We start from the raw sequence: 14,805 nt of genomic DNA, 5'->3' as shown, positions 1-14,805 counted from the left end.
TATGGTGCGTGTCGAAGGCTCCTCGCCCCCGGGGCAGGAGCTCTTGTCGTCCGTGGGTGCCGCGTGGACGCGGGCGCCCTACCCCTCCCTGGTCGTGGACGCGACCGGAACCCTGGTGGAGGTCAACGCGCAGGCCGCCCGGCTCTTCCCGGCGGCCGGACGCGGTGTGCCCCTCGCCGAGGCGGCCCCGGACTGGCTCGCGGAGGGCCACCGGCGGGCCGTCAAGGCCGGGGAGGCCGCGTCCGGGCCCGTACGCGGCCGGCACGGGCAGCGGACGCTGGAGGCGCACGCCACGCCCGGCGCGGGCGGCGAGGTCGTGTGGTGGCTCGTCGACGACACCCACCGGGAGCTCGCGGAGGCCGCCCTCAAGGAGGAGCAGGAGCGCACCGGTTTCCTCGCGGAGGCCTCCAACCGGCTGCTGGCGTCGCTGAACACCGAGCGGTGCATGGAGGTCGCGGTCGAACTGGCGACGCAGTACCTGGCCGACGCGGCCGTCCTCGTCGCGCCCGCCACCGGACGCCGCCACCCCCTGTCCCTCTGCGCGGGTGGCCGGGTCGCGCACCGGACGCTGCGGGTCGACCCCGCCGAGGTCCCGGGCCTCAAGGAGGCCCTGCAGGGCTTCCCGCCCGTGCCGTCCCGCTGGATCGACCCGTCCGCGCTGCCCGAGTGGGCGCTGCCCGACGGCTTCACCGGGCCGGTCGGCTCCGTCGTCGTGACGCCCCTGCCGGGGCACGGCGTCCCGGCGGGCGCCCTGATCCTGCTGCGGCGCAGCGACAACGCCGCCTTCGACGCCTCCGAGGAGATCTTCGCGCGGGTCTTCGCCGCCCGCGCGGGCGCCGCCCTGTCCGCGGCCCGGCTCTACATGGAGCAGAGCTCCATCACGGCCACGCTCATGGAGGACCTGCTCCCGCCGCTGCTGCGCCGCGTCCACGGCGTGGAGTTCGCCGGCAGCTACCGGGCCGCCCAGGACACCGAGCGTGTCGGCGGGGACTTCTACGACGTCCATCCGGGCGCCGGGCCCGGTGAGCAGAGCCTCGCGGTGCTGGGCGACGTGTGCGGCAAGGGCCTGGAGGCCGCCGTGCTGACCGGCAAGATCCGCAGCACGCTCCAGGCGTTGCTCCCCCTGGCCGGCGACCACCAGCATCTGCTGCGCCTGCTCAACGGCACGCTGCTCAACAGCCGCCACACCCGCTTCGCCACCCTGGTGCTCGCCTCGGTCCTGCGCCGGGAGAACACCACGCATCTGTGGCTGACCAGCGCCGGGCATCCGCTGCCGCTGATCGTCCGGCAGGACGGCACCGTCGAGGAGGCGCCGACGTCCGGCACCCTGATCGGCGTCCTGCCGGACGTGAAGTCGGTCACCGCCGAGGTGGACCTGCGTCCGGGCGAGACCTGCCTGCTGTACACCGACGGGGTCACCGAGGCCCGCGGCGGGCCGCTGGGCGACGTGATGTTCGGCGACGAACGGCTGAAGGACGCGCTGGCCGAGTGCGCCGGGATGCCGGCGGAGGCCGTCGTCGAGCGGATCCACATGCTCGTCGCCGAGTGGATCGGCGACAACCGGCACGACGACATCGCGGTGATGGCGATCACCGCTCCCCGTACGACGCATCTCACAGCCGTGGACGGCCATACGGCGGGCAGGTACACCGCATGACCGACATGACGACCGCGCAGGAGGACGGGACGCTCGAGCGGGCCCGTGAGGAGCTGTGGCAGGCGGTGTGCGCCCGGGACGAGGACGCCGCCGCCAAGGCGGTGTTCGCCGCGCTGGACGACGGCGCCGACCCGGAGGCCGTCCTGCTCGACGTCATCGCGTACACCCAGCGGGAGGTCGGCCGCGCCTGGGCGGAGAACCGTTTCTCGGTCGCCCAGGAGCACTCCGCCACCGCGATCCACGAGCGGATCATCGCCGCCATGGCGCACCGCGTCCCGGCGCCGGCCACCGAGACCCCCACGACCACCGTGACCGTGGCCTGCGTGGACGGCGAATGGCACGCCCTGCCGGCCCGGCTGCTGGCGGAGGTGCTGCGGCTGCGCGGCCACCGGGTGGACTTCCTCGGCGCCCAGGTGCCGACTCCGCACCTCATCGCCCATCTGCACGCGACCGCGCCGACCGCGGTGGCCCTGTCGTCCTCGCTGCCTCTGCGGCTGCCGGCCGCGCACAGCGCGATCACCGCCGTGCAGGCCATCGGCATCCCGGTCGTCGCCGGGGGCGCCGCCTTCGGAATCGACGGCCGCTACGCCCGGCTGCTCGGCGCCGACGCCTGGGCCCCGGACGCCCGGTCCGCCGCCGGCCTGCTGGAACGCGGGCTGCCCCGCCCGGCCGGCGGCGCCGTCCGGCAGAGCGTCGAGGACCTGCCCCACCTGGTCGACCAGGAGTACACGCTGGTCACCCGCGCCAGACGGCAGCTCGTCCGGAACACCCTGGCGGGGCTGGAGGAACGGCTGCCCGCGATGCGCGCCTACAGCGAGGCCCAGCGCGAGCGCACCGCCGAGGACGTGATGCACATCGTCGAGTTCCTCACCTGCTCCCTGTACACCGACGACAGCAGCCTGTTCACCGGCTTCCTCGACTGGACGGCCGACATCCTGGAGGCCCGCCAGGTGCCCGCGCGCGTGCTGGACCCCGCCCTGGTGCTGCTCCAGGAGGAGCTCAAGGACTTCCCCCGTACGCTCGGACTCCTCGACCAGGGACGCGACACGCTGCGCCGGCGTGACACCCGTCCCTCCGTACCCGGACCCGGCGCACCCGCATGAACACCGCATCCGACGACAGCGACTTCCACCTGGAGACGGCCCTGGACGCCTCCGGGGACGCGCACATCCGCATCACCGGCGACCTCGACTGGGACAGCGCCGACGACCTCACCGAGGCGGCGCGCGCGCTGCTCCGCGCCGACCCGGCGCCCGCGCGGCTGCACCTGGACTGCGCGCGGCTGACCCTGTGCGACTCGCTCGGTCTGGCCTCGCTGCTCATGATCCACCGCGGCTGCGCCGACGCGGAGGTCCCGTTGCGCCTGGACAACCGGCCCGCCCTGCTGCGGCGCCTGCTGGACATGACCGGCACGGCCTTCCTCTTCGACGAGGCCACCGGCACCGAGGCACCCGGCGCGTCCGGCGAGACCGGCGCGGCGTCCCCTCCCCCACCGCCGCCCCCGACCTGACACGTGCGGCACCCGCCCTGCGCCCCGCCGTCCCCGGCCGTCACCGCACGCGGTGCGCGGGGGCCGGGGCCCTGGTGCGCACCCACCTTCCTCCCGCGCGCGGCCACCTGTGAGAATGCTCCGGTGAACGAGGAAGCCGAGATCATCGAGACCCTGGTCGAGGACGTGCGGGTCGTCCGGGTCACCGGCGAGTTCGACGCCGACGAGGCCGACGCCGTCACCGCGGCCCTCTCCGCGCCCCGCGCCGGCGGCGCGGCCGCCACCGTCGCCGACCTCGGCGGGGTGACGTTCGCCGACTCCTCCCTGCTGCACGCGCTGCTGACCGCCCAGCGGGGCCACGCCGCCGCCGGCCTGCCGTTCGTCCTGGCGGCGGTCGGCCCGCTCGTGGGGCGCCTGCTGAACCTCACGGACACCGCCCGCGTCTTCACCACCGCACCCGACCTCGCGTCGGCGCTGGACCTGATCCGCGAGGAGATCAGTTCTCGTCGGGGATGACCAGCCATACTCACCCGCTTCGCGGGAACCAGAAAAGGGGTGTTCAGGGCAAGTGGGGCACGAAGGAGGAGATGTGACCGCAGCAGAGCTCGCCGCCGCACCGACGCAGCGGCCCGTCACCGCCGCGATGGCCCGCTCGCACGTCCGCGCTCTCCTGGGCGACCGCTCCGAGCGGGCGGACGCCTCCCCCACCATGGTCGACGACATCCTGCTCGTCGTCACCGAACTGGTCACCAACGCCGTACGGCACGGCGGCGGTCTCCTCGCGTTCGACGCCACCCTCGACGGCGACCTGCTCATCCTCGAGGTCACCGACGCCTCGCCGACCGTCCCGCACACGGTGCCGCGGACCCGCGCCGCCACCCCGGGCGGCTTCGGATGGCCCCTGGTGCGGCAGCTCAGCCGGGAGGTCACCGTCACGCCCACGGCCCAGGGCAAGACCATCCGGGTCGTCATGGCGGCCGGCCCGGACGCGTAGACCCCGGCACTCCGGAGCGCGGGGGCGTTCACCCGTTCGCCTCGCGAGCCGGGCCGCTCTCCCATAGGGTCGCGGGCAGACGACTGCCCCGACTTGGGAGGAGTGCCGATGTCCGGACAGTTCGAGACGACCTTCGAGGTCGACCGGCCCGTGGACGCGGTGTTCGACTATCTCGCCGACGGCCGCAACGACCCGCAGTTCAGCCCCCGTGTGCAGAGGATCGAGCGCGTCCCCGACGCGCCGACCGCCGTGGGCACGGTCTTCCGCAGCACCGTCAAGGACGCCGGGATGAAGACGGCCCGGGAGTTCCGCATCACCGAGCTCCAGGCTCCGGCCCGGATCCGGTGGGAGGAGGTGTCCAAGAACAGTGTGACGGCCGACGAGGGCGGCTACGACCTGGAGCCGGTCGGCGACGGCCGCACCCGGGTCCGCCTCTACAACGTCCTGGAGGGCCACGGGATCGGCAAGCTCCTGGTGGGCCTGGCCGTGGCCGCCTCCCGCAAGGACGCGCCCGCGTTCGGCGAGCGGATCAGGACGGCGGCGGAGACGGCCATCGCGCCGAGCTGACCGCCGGCCGTCAGGCCAGCGGGTCGTGACCCCAGTTCATCAGCGAGTACCGCCAGCGGCTCTCCTTCACGTCTCCGGAGGGCCGCTGGGCCAGATGGCGGCGGACATAGCCGACGACCTTGCGCATGTGCCCGTAGTCGTCGTCCGTCAGGTCGCCCTTCTTCGTACGGAGGATCTCGGCGATCCGCCGCCCGGAGGCGTGCCCGGTGGACTCGCCGCCGTCCTTGTGCTGCCCGGCCTCGCGTGACTCGTCGGTCCCGAGCCACTCGTCGAGCCGGGACGGTGTCATGTTCACCACGTCCCGGAACTCGCTCCAGGTCTCCTCGCGCTCCGCGTCGTCCACGCCGTCCCTCTTCCGTCCGTCGCCGGGGTGCTCGGGTCCAGCCTGGGGGCGCCGGGCCCGTTCCGCAGCTTCTGCTCCTCCGTCCCGGCCGTCCTCCGCGGCGTCGCGCAGCCGGTCCAGGCGGCTGACCACCGGGCCCGACGTCACCCCGTGCACGACGACCGAGAGCAGCACGGTGAACGTCACCACCGCCCACAGCTCGCGGGCCGCCACCGGGAAGGCGTGGTGGCCGAGGGCGTACGCGAGGTAGTACAGCGATCCGATGCCGCGGATGCCGTACGCCGCGATCACCCGGCGTTCCCGGCGGCCCGGCCGTCCGCCGAGGAGCCCGACCCAGCCCGCCCAGGGGCGGATCACCAGCACGAGGAGCACCGCCGTGACCGCGCCCTGCCAGGTCAGGTCGGCGAGGCCGCCCCGGGCGACGAACGCGCCCAGCAGGAACAGCACGGCCGCGGTGAACAACCGTTCGACCTGTTCGACGAAGTCGTGCAGGACGTTGTGGAAGCCGTGGGCGCGCTCGGCCGCCCGCAGCGCGCACGCGGTGACGAACACGGCCAGGAAGCCGTACCCGCCGACGAGTTCCGTCACCCCGTACGACAGGAAGGTCGCCCCCAGGGCGACGAAGCCCTCCCGGTGCTCGGACAGCCGCAGCACGGGCCAGCGGGTCCAGAAGAACAGCCAGCCCAGCAGCCGCCCGACGACCAGACCGCTCACCACGCCGATCACGGACTTCAGGAAGAGGTCCTTCGCCGCCCACTCGCCGATCCAGTCGGCCGACCAGCCGCTGCCCGCGGCGGCCACCAGCGCCAGCGCCGCGTACGTCAGCGGGAAGGCGAGGCCGTCGTTGAGTCCCGCCTCGCTCGTGAGGGAGAAGCGCACCTCGTCCTCGTCGTGCGGGTCCTCGGTGGGCTCCCCCACCCGGACCTCGGAGGCGAGCACCGGGTCGGTCGGCGCGAGGACCGCGGCGAGCAGGAGCGCGGCGGCGGGCGGCCAGTCCAGCAGCCACCAGGCGGTCAGCGCCGTCACCCCGACCGTCAGCGGCATGGTGATGCCCAGCAGCCGCCAGGTGGTGCCCCAGCGGTGCAGGCCGACCGGGCGGTTGAGGGCCAGCCCGGCGCCCATCAGCGCGATGATCACCACGATCTCGGTGATGTGCTCGGTGAGCAGCCGGTCGGCGACCGGATCGACCTCGGGCAGCGGGAGGGGCAGCAGGTACACGCCGACACCGGCCGCCAGGAAGACCAGCGGCAGCGACAGCGGCCGTCCCGCCACGACCCGCGGCAGCACCGCCGCGAGCAGCGCCCCCGCACCCAGCCACGCGCTGACCGCGTCACCGATGGTCACGTCGTGTGCCCGCCTCCCCGTCGTGCCGTGTGCCGTCCCGCGCGTCGCGCGGCGTCACGGCCGTCACCCTGGACCGGGCCCGCGTACCCCGGGCACGGGCCTCCCATGACCGTTTTTCCGTCCCTGCCGTCACGAGGGCGGGACGGTTACGGCCGCGCGGCCCGGGAACGCGGTCAGCCGGACCACCCGAGGCAAGGCTGGTGCAGCGATGACCGAGTACGAGCGTTCCCGCACGATGCCCGCGCAGCCGGAGCACGTCTTCGACCAGGCCGCCAACCTCGACCAGTTGGACAGCTGGCTGCCCGACGCGGTGCACGTCGAGCCGGAGGAGCTGCCCGCCGTGACCGTGCACGAGGACCGCACCCACGAGGACACCTCGGCGCTGCTGCGGTCGCGGCCCGAGCAGATGCGGCTGGAGTGGGGCACCCGCGACGACGGCAGTTACGCGGGCTGGCTCCAGGTCGCCGGGATCGACAGCGGCGCCAGCGAGGTGACCCTCCATCTGTCCTTCCTCGACGAACGCCACGACCCCGGTGAGGCGCGGGTCGCGGACGCCCTCGACGGCAGTCTGGCCCGTCTGGAGGAGCAGGTGCGGCTGCGCGTCGACAACGCGGCGGGCTGAGCACGCCGGGGTCACGGCCGGTCAGCTCCCGTCGACCGCCGGGAACTCGACGCCCATCCCGCCGTACGCCGGGCTGCGGCCCGCGGCGGCCTCCGCGCAGCCGCCGGACGGGCCCGGCCCGCACACCGGGGTGCCGGCGCCCAGCGGGACGCCGTTGCCGCGCAGCACCGAGCGGACGTCCAGGATCAGCGGGAAGACCTCGTGGTTGCGGTCCTCGCCCTGCTCGTCCCAGGCCCGCTGCTCGGCCTCGACGGCCATGCGGTCCTCGGCGAACACCCGCTCGGTGAACCGCCGGATGAGCGGCCACGCCAGGTGCAGCGCGGCGGCGACCTTCGGCTTCTCGATCATGAGCAGGCCGTAGGCGTGGCAGGTGCGCTGTTCGGCGTCCTCGGGGACGTACGCGGCCCACAGCCGGAACGCCGGGTGGTCGGCGCCCTCCGGCACCAGGTCGAGCGTCTGGTACGGGTACTCGGTGCGGATCGTCATGACGTCGGCGGAGTCCTTGCCGCTCAGTCCCTCGGCGGCGAGCAGGCCCGCGCCCCGGTTGCGCTTGCCGCCGGCGTGCGTGAACAGGTACCGCGCCTCCACCGAGCGGGGCGTGGTGGTGTAGCCGAGCAGTTCGGGGTGCAGGGTGCCGACGACGCCCCGGTGCAGGAACTGGTGGTTCATGTCGAGGAGGTTCTCGTGCATGAACGAGTAGTGGCAGCGCACCGTCCGGGAGAACGTCATGGTCCGGTAGTGCGCTGAGCCGTACGCGGGCAGGTCGGGGAGTTCGGTGACGGCGGCCTTCTCCGGGTCGCCGGGGAAGACGAACACCAGCCCGTACGCCTCGCGGACGGGGTAGCCGCGCACGCCGCGCGGCGGCCTGCGGTCGCCCTTGGAGAGGTAGGGGATCTGCGAGATGCGGCCGTCGCCGCGGTAGGCCCAGGCGTGGTAGCAGCAGCGCAGCGTCTCGCCCTCCACGACGCCCATGCTGAGCGGCACCTGCCGGTGGGCGCACCGGTCCTCCAGGGCGTGCACGATGCCGCCGCGGGTCCGGAACAGGGCGATGCGTTCCCCGGCGAAGACGGCGGCGACGGCCCGGCCGCGGCGCACCGTGCGGGACAGCGCGACCGGGTACCAGAAGTCGGGGTGCGCCCCTACGCGCCGCAGGTCGGGGACGGCGCCCTCCGGGGCACCGCCGGCGTCTGGTCCGTTCATGGCTCTCCTCGCGTCGGGACGACGGGCGGGGGCCGCCGCTGCCGCGTGCACCCCGCTCATCGTCACGGCGGGGCGGGGCCCTGTCCCGCCCAGCACGTCCACCGGGGTGAGGGGCCGTCGCGGGCGCCTGAGTTGCGGCGGGGCGCCGCCGGGCATTCCATAGCCATGCGGAGCAGTCGCCGGGAGCTCCGGCCCCCGGCAGGCGTGCGGGGCCGACGCTGTCGGGCGCGCCGGCGGAGAGGTCCGGATATGAACTGTTACGAATGCAACCAGGTGGACCGCACGACCGAGGCGGTCGCGGTGTGCAACGTGTGCGGAGCGGCCGTCTGCCCCGAGCACGTCCACACGGAGCCGGTGCAGATGCGCGGTTCCGCGCAGCCCGGCAAGGTCATCCACAGCCGTCCGGCGCGGCGCATGACGTGCCCGGTGTGCCGTTCCGCCGAGAAGTCGCCCTGAGGGCGCCCGGCTCAGTCCTCGGGCCGTGGGTCGTCCGGCTCGCGTGAGGAGCGCAGTTCGTCCTCGATGCGCTCCCAGACGTGCCGGCCGGGTGCGGACGGGACGTCCCGCGCCTCGACCTCGCGAGCGACGGTCACGACCCGGCGCAGCCGCGACAGGTGCTCCCGGCAACCCGCGCAGCCCGTGAGGTGCCGTGCGGCTTCGCCGTCGTCGCCGGGTCCGTCGCCGCGCAGCGCCCATTCCACCAGGGTGGCGGGCGCGAGGTGCCGGGGCTCGGCCTCAGACACGGCGGCCGGGGGGCCGTGGGGTGGAGCGGGCCTTCATGGATCGTCCTCTCGCGCGTGCACTCGTCCTGGGTGGGGACTCGTCGCTGTTTCGCTCGTCGCTGTTTCGGGCGCGGGGCGTGCGGTGGATGCGGTGCGGGGATGCGGCGTGAGGCGTGCTGTGGATGCGGTCCGGTCGGTCCGGGGCAGGGGTCTACGCGGCGTGCGTGTCGGCGCGGCCCTGTTCGAGCGCGGCCCGGAGGCGGTACAGGCCGCGGCGGGTGTGGCTCTTGACGGTGCCCAGGGGCAGGCCGGTGCGCTCGGCGATCTGGGCCTGCGTCAGGTCGTGGAAGAAGGCCAGGCAGAGCACCTGCCGCTGTCGGGCGGGCAGCCGGGACAGCTCGTCCACCAGCAGGACCCGGTCCAGGACGTCGTCGGGCCCGGCGCCCCCGGCCACCGCCGGTCCGGACCCGTGTCCGGCGGCCTCGGCCAGCGCCAGCCGCCTCGTACGGGCCGCGAGCGCGTCGACGATCTTGCGGCGGGTGATGCCGACGAGCCAGGCGCCGAGCGGGCCGCGCTCGGGACGGAAGCCGTGCCGGCCCCGCCAGGCGCCTATGAACACCTGCTGGGTGACGTCCTCGGCCTCGTGGGTGTCGCCGAGGGACCGGGTGGCCATGGTGTGGACCAGCGAGCCCCAGCGCCGGTAGATCGCGGCGAAGGCCCGCTCGTCGGCGGCGAGCAGACCGCGGGCCAGCTCCTCCTCGTACAGGGTCTCCTCGGCCGGCGCCCCGCCGGCGGACGGGGGCGCGGACGTGACGGTTCGCAGTTGCGTGCTCATGGCCCGGTTCCTCCTGCCGCTCGCCGTGTGCCGGGAAGGCCGCCGGACGAGCCGTGACTGTCGCCGCTCACCGGCGCGGCCCTCAGTGTCGGAACGGCGAAACGACGCAAGCAACACGCGTCGTTTGTGCGTCGTACACTGCCGGGGTGGACACACGCACGAACGACGACGGGGACGCCGGGCGCGGCGGCGGGCTGACGACGGGCGAGGTGGCCCGGCGGCTCGGGGTGGCCCCCACGACCGTCCGCACCTGGGACCGGCGCTACGGCCTGGGCCCGGACGCGCACACGGGCGGCAGGCACCGCCGCTGGACGCCCGCCGACATCGCCCGGCTGGAACGCATGTGCGCGCTCACCGCCAACGGCCTCCCCCCGGCCGAGGCGGCTCGCCTGGCCCGCGAGGAGGCCCCGGAGGACACCGGTGCCTCCCGCCCGCGCGTCGATCCCCCGGCCCGGCGGGTCACGGCCGGGCGCAGCCGGGCCGGCAGCGGGCTGCGGCTCGGGGACGTGCGCCAGGAGTGCAAGGGCATCGCCCGCGCGGCGCTGCGGCTGGACGCGTCCGCGCTGGACGCCCTGCTCGCGGACGCGATCGAGGAGCACGGCATGATCACCGCCTGGACCGAGGTGATCATGCCGACGCTGCAGGCGGTGGGCCGGAAGTGGGAGAGCTCGGGCGACCGCTACGTCGAGGTGGAGCACTTCCTGTCCTGGCATGTCTCCGGGGCGCTGCGGCGCGGCGCGCGACCGGTCGCGGCGGACCGCCCGGACGCCGTCGCCGTGCTCGCCTGCGTGCCCGGGGAGACCCACACGCTTCCGCTGGAGGTGCTGGCCGCCGCCCTGTCCGAACGGGGCGTCCCCGTGCGGATGTTCGGCGGGGCGCTGCCGGCCGGGTCGCTGGTGGCGGCCGTACGGCGGACCGGGCCCTCGGTGGTGGGGCTGTGGGCGCAGGCGCGGTCGACGGCGAGCCGGCCGCTGGCCCAGCACGTGGCCGCGATGGAGTGGGGGGTGCGGGGGGCGCGCCGGCGACCGGTCGTGCTGCCCCTGGGGCCGGGCTGGGCCGGGGCCCCGATGCCCGGCATGCCCCGCCCGACGAGCCTGGCGGAGGGGGTCGCCGCCGTGGAGCAGAACATGCCGGGGTGACCGGAGCCGTCTCGGCCGCCGCGCATCGGGTACGCGCATCGCGCAGGGCGATTCGGGTGGCCGCGCCGGGGCCACGGGCGGGCCGTCCGCCCACGGCCCGCCCGGCGCGGTAGCTCTGGTCGCGACGAGGCGAGGAGGACCATGACGGCCTGTCCGTACGGGAGCCGCGGGGAGCGGACGCCGGTGCGCGCGCACGGCGTCGCCCGGTCCTGCCCGGGTGCATCCGGGGCCGGGCGTCGGCCGGAAGAGGGGGCGTACCGAGACGGCGACCGACCCCCAGATCCGGAGCGCGGCGTGACCACCGACGGCCCCCTTGTGCGCACGGCCACCCGCCGGGGGGCCGTATGAGCGGAACCGTCCGGGAGACCGACGTGCTGGTCCTGGGCGGCGGTGCGGCCGGGCTCTCCCTCGCCGACCGGCTGGCCGGGACCGGCCGGGTGGGCGTGCTCGTGGTGGAACCGCCCGACGGCCCGTCCCGCCCCCCGCCCCGCACCTGGTGCTTCTGGGACGACGGCACCTGCGGCCTCGACGAGATCGTCAGCGCGTCCTGGCCGCGGCTGCGGGTGCACGGCGGCGACGGCGCCGCGCACACCGTCGACCCGTCGCCACTGCGGTACCGGATGCTGCGTTCGACGCGCTTCGAGGAGTACGTGCACGCCCGGCTGGCGGAGCGGCCCGGCTGCGGCGTCCTGCGGGCCACGGCCGGCGCGGTACGCGACACGCCCGGCGGGGCGGAGGCCGACTGCACGGCGCCGGACGGGAGTCGGCTGACCGTACGGGCCCGCCTCGTCTTCGACTCACGGCCCCCGGGCGCCCTGCCGCCGGCCCGCACGCGGTTGCTGCAGCACTTCCGGGGCTGGTTCGTACGGACGGAACAGCCGCGGTTCGACCCCGCTGTCGCCGACCTGATGGACTTCCGGGTGCCGCAGCCCGCGCACGGGCTCGCGTTCGGGTACGTCCTGCCGCTGGCGCCCGACCGCGCCCTCGTCGAGTACACCGAGTTCTCCCGGACGCCCCTGACCACCCCGGCGTACGAGAAGGCCCTCGACCGGTACTGCCACGACGTCCTCGGCCTGGGCGAGTTCGCCGTGGAGACGGCCGAGCAGGGTGTCGTGCCGATGACCGACGCGCGGTTCCCGGTACGGGTCGGGCCCGTGGTGTACCGGATCGGAACGGCGGGCGGCGCGACCCGCCCCTCGACCGGCTACACCTTCGCCGCCGCCCAGCGTCAGAGCCGGGCGATCGCCGCCTCCCTGGCCGGGGGCCGCCCGCACGTGCCGGCGCCGCACGGGCGGCGGGCCCTCGCCATGGACGCGGTGATGCTGCGCGCCCTGGACACCGGGCGGATCGACGGACCCGCCTTCTTCACGGGGCTGTTCGCCCACACCCCGGCCGAGCGGCTGCTGCGGTTCCTCGACGGCGCCACCACGCTCCGCGAGGAGTGGTCCATCGGACTGCGCGGCCCCGTGGGCCCGATGCTGCGCACCGCTCTCGAACTGCCCTTCCTGCCCCGCCGATCCCACCCCGCCCCACGATCCGGAGACCGCCTCCCATGACACTGCTGCGCGACCACGACCTGGCCCGCGCCTTCGACCACGCGTCGGGCACCTACGACCGTCTCACCGCGCTCAACCCCGGCTACCGCGCCGAACTCCTGCGCTCGGCACGCCGGTTGCGGCTCCCCCGGGACGGTGAGGGGCTGCACGTCCTCGACCTCGGCTGCGGCACCGGCGCCTCCACCCGCGCCCTGCTGCGGGCCGCGCCCCGCGCCCGTGTCACCGCCGTCGACGCGTCGGCCGGCATGCTGCGCCGGGCGCTGGAGAAGCCGTGGCCGGAGCGGGTGCGGTTCCTGCACCGGACGGCCGAGGAGACGGTGACGGACGACGAGGGCCCGTACGACGCGGTGTTCGCCGCCTATCTGTTCCGCAACGTCACCGACCCCGACCAGGTGCTCGGCACCATCCGGTCCTCGCTGCTGCGGCCGGGCGGGCGGCTCGCCGTCCACGAGTACAGCCTCAGCGGGTCGGCGACGCACCGGGCGCTGTGGCGCGCGGTGTGCGACGGGGTGATCGTCCCGATGGGCACGCTCACGGGTGACCGCGCGCTGTACCGGCACCTCGGGCACAGCGTCCTCGGCTTCGACACCGCCCCGGAGTTCACGGACCGGCTGACCCGGGCCGGCTTCACGGACGCACGGGCGCTGCCCGTCGCCGGGTGGCAGACCGGCATCGTGCACACCTTCCTGGCCCGCAACGGCTCCTCCGCGCGGCCGGAGGAGGCCCGATGAACGCCGGAACCCGCCGCCCCGCCGCCCGCCGGGGCCGCGACCGCAAGGCCGAGGTGCTGATGCCCTCGCCGGGCCGGGACCGGTTCGCGCCCGGGGACGCGCCGTCCGTCGCCGTGATCGGCGGCGGGATCGCCGGGCTCGCCGCGGCCACCCTGCTCGCCGAGCGGGGCGCCCGGGTGACCGTGTACGAGCGGGAGGAGTCCCTGGGCGGCCGGCTCGCCGGTGCGCGCACCCGGCTGACGGACGGCTCCGAGGTCACGATGACTCGTGGCTTCCACGCGTTCTTCCGCCAGTACTACAACCTGCGGGGCCTGCTGCGGCGCACCGATCCCGGGCTGGACCGGCTCACCCCGCTGCCCGACTACCCGCTGCGGCACAGCGGCGGCCTGACCGACAGTTTCGCGAAGGTGCCCCGCACCCCGCCGTTCAGCGCGCTCGGCTTCGTCGTCCTCAGCCCCACGTTCGGCTGGCGGGACCTGGCCGCGATGAACGCGCGCGCCGCCCTGCCGCTGCTCGACGTGCGGGTGCCGGAGGTGTACGAGCGCTTCGACGACGTCAGCGCGACGCGCTTCCTCGACGGGGTGCGGTTCCCGGAGACCGCGCACCATCTGGCGTTCGAGGTGTTCTCCCGGAGCTTCTTCGCCGACCCCGACGAGCTGTCGGCGGCCGAGCTGCTGCTGATGTTCCACATCTACTTCCTCGGGTCGTCCGAGGGCCTGCTGTTCGACGTGCCCGACGAACCGTTCCCGCAGGCGCTGTGGGAGCCGCTGGGCGACTACCTTGAACGGCTGGGCGCGGTGGTGCGCACCGGCACACCCGTGCACACCGTGGAGCCCCGCGCGGGCGGCGGCGCCGAGGTGGAGACCGACGCCGGGGCCACGGCGCACGACGCGGTGGTGCTCGCGCTCGATCCCGGTGCGCTGCGGCAGCTGGTAGCCGCGTCGCCCGGTCTGGGGACGGCCGACTGGCGCGAGGACATCGACGCGCTGCGGACGGCCCCGCCGTTCCTCGTGTCCCGGCTCTGGCTGGACCGTCCCGTCCGCCCGGAGCGGCCCGGCTTCCTCGGCACCAGCGGCTACGACGGCCTCGACAACATCAGCGTCCTCGACCGCTACGAGGGCGAGGCCCGGCGCTGGGCGCACCGGACCGGCGGCTCGGTGGTGGAACTGCATGCGTACGCGGTCACGGGCGGCCGGCACGAGAAGGTGGAACGAGGTCTCCTGGAACGGCTGCACGAGGTGTACCCGGAAACGCGGGAGGCACGGGTGATCGACGCCCGCCACGAGTGGCGTGCCGACTGCCCCCTGTTCCCGGTGGGTTCCTACGACCGCCGGCCCCGCGTCCGCACCCCGCACCCCTGGCTGACCCTGGCCGGGGACGCCATCCGCTGCGACCTCCCGGTGGCCCTGATGGAACGCGCCGCCACGACGGGCTTCCTCGCGGCCAACGTGCTGCTGGCCCAGCGGGGGGTGCGCGGCCAGGTCCTGTGGACGGTGCCGCGCGCGGGCCGGTCGGCGGTGCTGCGGGCGTTGGGGGCGGTGGCGGGACGCTGAGGGTGCGGGGCACGCGCCGCGCCCGGAGGTACTGCACGGGGGGGGCGGCCTGG

General features: G+C 75.1%; 16 protein-coding genes and 1 pseudogene. 12 read left to right on the top strand and 5 right to left on the bottom strand.

Annotation, left to right across the window (positions count from 1 at the left end):
- Position 1 precedes the first annotated feature (1 nt).
- From F8R89_RS34110 to F8R89_RS34085, 6 genes are all read left to right on the top strand, one after another.
- Complete coding sequence (locus tag F8R89_RS34110; RefSeq protein ID WP_151787627.1) at positions 2-1,657, top strand: SpoIIE family protein phosphatase; 1,656 nt, start codon at positions 2-4, stop codon at positions 1,655-1,657.
- A complete protein-coding gene (locus tag F8R89_RS34105; protein ID WP_151787626.1) occupies positions 1,654-2,760 on the top strand; it encodes a B12-binding domain-containing protein in 1,107 nt (368 codons plus the stop codon). The genes F8R89_RS34110 and F8R89_RS34105 overlap by 4 nt, the downstream gene beginning before the upstream one ends.
- Positions 2,757-3,167, top strand: a complete 411-nt coding sequence (locus F8R89_RS34100) for an STAS domain-containing protein (RefSeq protein ID WP_151787625.1) — start codon at positions 2,757-2,759, stop codon at positions 3,165-3,167. The genes F8R89_RS34105 and F8R89_RS34100 overlap by 4 nt, the downstream gene beginning before the upstream one ends.
- A gap of 123 nt (positions 3,168-3,290) precedes the next feature.
- Complete coding sequence (locus tag F8R89_RS34095) at positions 3,291-3,662, top strand: STAS domain-containing protein (RefSeq protein WP_151787624.1); 372 nt, start codon at positions 3,291-3,293, stop codon at positions 3,660-3,662.
- 73 nt (positions 3,663-3,735) lie between these two features.
- Entirely contained in the window at positions 3,736-4,140 is a 405-nt protein-coding gene (locus tag F8R89_RS34090) for an ATP-binding protein (RefSeq protein ID WP_225994575.1), read from the top strand.
- 108 nt (positions 4,141-4,248) lie between these two features.
- Complete coding sequence (locus F8R89_RS34085; protein ID WP_151787623.1) at positions 4,249-4,707, top strand: SRPBCC family protein; 459 nt, start codon at positions 4,249-4,251, stop codon at positions 4,705-4,707.
- 10 nt (positions 4,708-4,717) lie between these two features.
- On the opposite strand, the gene F8R89_RS36995 is transcribed toward F8R89_RS34085, so the two are convergent.
- Positions 4,718-5,050: a DUF3140 domain-containing protein gene (locus tag F8R89_RS36995; protein ID WP_225994675.1), complete on the bottom strand. Its 333-nt coding sequence runs from the start codon at positions 5,048-5,050 to the stop codon at positions 4,718-4,720.
- 102 nt (positions 5,051-5,152) lie between these two features.
- A pseudogene (locus F8R89_RS34080) lies at positions 5,153-6,394 on the bottom strand (cation:proton antiporter); the annotation flags it as partial.
- A gap of 208 nt (positions 6,395-6,602) precedes the next feature.
- Here F8R89_RS34080 and F8R89_RS34075 point away from each other — a divergent pair.
- The gene (locus F8R89_RS34075; protein WP_151787621.1) at positions 6,603-7,016 is read left to right on the top strand and encodes an SRPBCC family protein; all 414 of its coding nucleotides are present in this window, start codon (positions 6,603-6,605) and stop codon (positions 7,014-7,016) included.
- Between the two features lie 21 nt (positions 7,017-7,037).
- Here F8R89_RS34075 and F8R89_RS34070 read toward each other — a convergent pair whose 3' ends face one another.
- Positions 7,038-8,216 (bottom strand): aromatic ring-hydroxylating oxygenase subunit alpha, encoded by a 1,179-nt coding sequence (locus F8R89_RS34070; protein ID WP_151787620.1) that lies wholly within the window; start codon positions 8,214-8,216, stop codon positions 7,038-7,040.
- Positions 8,217-8,465: 249 nt separating this feature from the next.
- Between F8R89_RS34070 and F8R89_RS34065 the strand changes: the two genes are divergently transcribed.
- The gene (locus tag F8R89_RS34065; protein WP_151787619.1) at positions 8,466-8,672 is read left to right on the top strand and encodes a DUF2180 family protein; all 207 of its coding nucleotides are present in this window, start codon (positions 8,466-8,468) and stop codon (positions 8,670-8,672) included.
- Positions 8,673-8,683: 11 nt separating this feature from the next.
- Here F8R89_RS34065 and F8R89_RS34060 read toward each other — a convergent pair whose 3' ends face one another.
- Positions 8,684-8,959 (bottom strand): hypothetical protein, encoded by a 276-nt coding sequence (locus F8R89_RS34060; protein ID WP_151787618.1) that lies wholly within the window; start codon positions 8,957-8,959, stop codon positions 8,684-8,686.
- Positions 8,960-9,149: 190 nt separating this feature from the next.
- Positions 9,150-9,773 carry an RNA polymerase sigma factor gene (locus F8R89_RS34055; RefSeq protein ID WP_151787617.1) on the bottom strand — a complete coding sequence of 208 codons (624 nt, stop codon included), beginning with the start codon at positions 9,771-9,773 and terminating at the stop codon, positions 9,150-9,152.
- A gap of 146 nt (positions 9,774-9,919) precedes the next feature.
- Here F8R89_RS34055 and F8R89_RS34050 point away from each other — a divergent pair, with 146 nt between their 5' ends.
- From F8R89_RS34050 to F8R89_RS34035, 4 genes are all read left to right on the top strand, one after another.
- Complete coding sequence (locus F8R89_RS34050; protein ID WP_151787616.1) at positions 9,920-10,912, top strand: MerR family transcriptional regulator; 993 nt, start codon at positions 9,920-9,922, stop codon at positions 10,910-10,912.
- Between the two features lie 344 nt (positions 10,913-11,256).
- On the top strand, positions 11,257-12,468 hold the full coding sequence (locus tag F8R89_RS34045; RefSeq protein ID WP_151787615.1) for a lycopene cyclase family protein: 1,212 nt from the start codon (positions 11,257-11,259) through the stop codon (positions 12,466-12,468).
- Positions 12,465-13,199, top strand: coding sequence for a methyltransferase domain-containing protein (locus F8R89_RS34040; RefSeq protein WP_151787614.1), 735 nt, complete (start codon positions 12,465-12,467; stop codon positions 13,197-13,199). The genes F8R89_RS34045 and F8R89_RS34040 overlap by 4 nt, the downstream gene beginning before the upstream one ends.
- Complete coding sequence (locus F8R89_RS34035) at positions 13,196-14,752, top strand: FAD-dependent oxidoreductase (RefSeq protein ID WP_151787613.1); 1,557 nt, start codon at positions 13,196-13,198, stop codon at positions 14,750-14,752. Before F8R89_RS34040 ends, F8R89_RS34035 begins: the two co-directional genes overlap by 4 nt.
- Positions 14,753-14,805: the final 53 nt, after the last annotated feature.

Origin of the sequence: Streptomyces sp. SS1-1 (assembly GCF_008973465.1) — a bacterium.
Classification (GTDB): domain Bacteria; phylum Actinomycetota; class Actinomycetes; order Streptomycetales; family Streptomycetaceae; genus Streptomyces.
This window is presented reverse-complemented; position numbering and strand designations above follow the sequence as displayed.

Coding starts and splice junctions, on each gene's coding strand:
- F8R89_RS34040 (WP_151787614.1), top strand. CDS start 12,465: ATGACACTGCTGCGCGACCACGACCTGGCCCGCGCCTTCGACCACGCG.
- F8R89_RS34075 (WP_151787621.1), top strand. CDS start 6,603: ATGACCGAGTACGAGCGTTCCCGCACGATGCCCGCGCAGCCGGAGCAC.
- F8R89_RS34085 (WP_151787623.1), top strand. CDS start 4,249: ATGTCCGGACAGTTCGAGACGACCTTCGAGGTCGACCGGCCCGTGGAC.
- F8R89_RS34035 (WP_151787613.1), top strand. CDS start 13,196: ATGAACGCCGGAACCCGCCGCCCCGCCGCCCGCCGGGGCCGCGACCGC.
- F8R89_RS34105 (WP_151787626.1), top strand. CDS start 1,654: ATGACCGACATGACGACCGCGCAGGAGGACGGGACGCTCGAGCGGGCC.
- F8R89_RS34065 (WP_151787619.1), top strand. CDS start 8,466: ATGAACTGTTACGAATGCAACCAGGTGGACCGCACGACCGAGGCGGTC.
- F8R89_RS34070 (WP_151787620.1), bottom strand. CDS start 8,216: ATGAACGGACCAGACGCCGGCGGTGCCCCGGAGGGCGCCGTCCCCGAC.
- F8R89_RS34100 (WP_151787625.1), top strand. CDS start 2,757: ATGAACACCGCATCCGACGACAGCGACTTCCACCTGGAGACGGCCCTG.
- F8R89_RS34110 (WP_151787627.1), top strand. CDS start 2: ATGGTGCGTGTCGAAGGCTCCTCGCCCCCGGGGCAGGAGCTCTTGTCG.
- F8R89_RS34055 (WP_151787617.1), bottom strand. CDS start 9,773: ATGAGCACGCAACTGCGAACCGTCACGTCCGCGCCCCCGTCCGCCGGC.
- F8R89_RS34045 (WP_151787615.1), top strand. CDS start 11,257: ATGAGCGGAACCGTCCGGGAGACCGACGTGCTGGTCCTGGGCGGCGGT.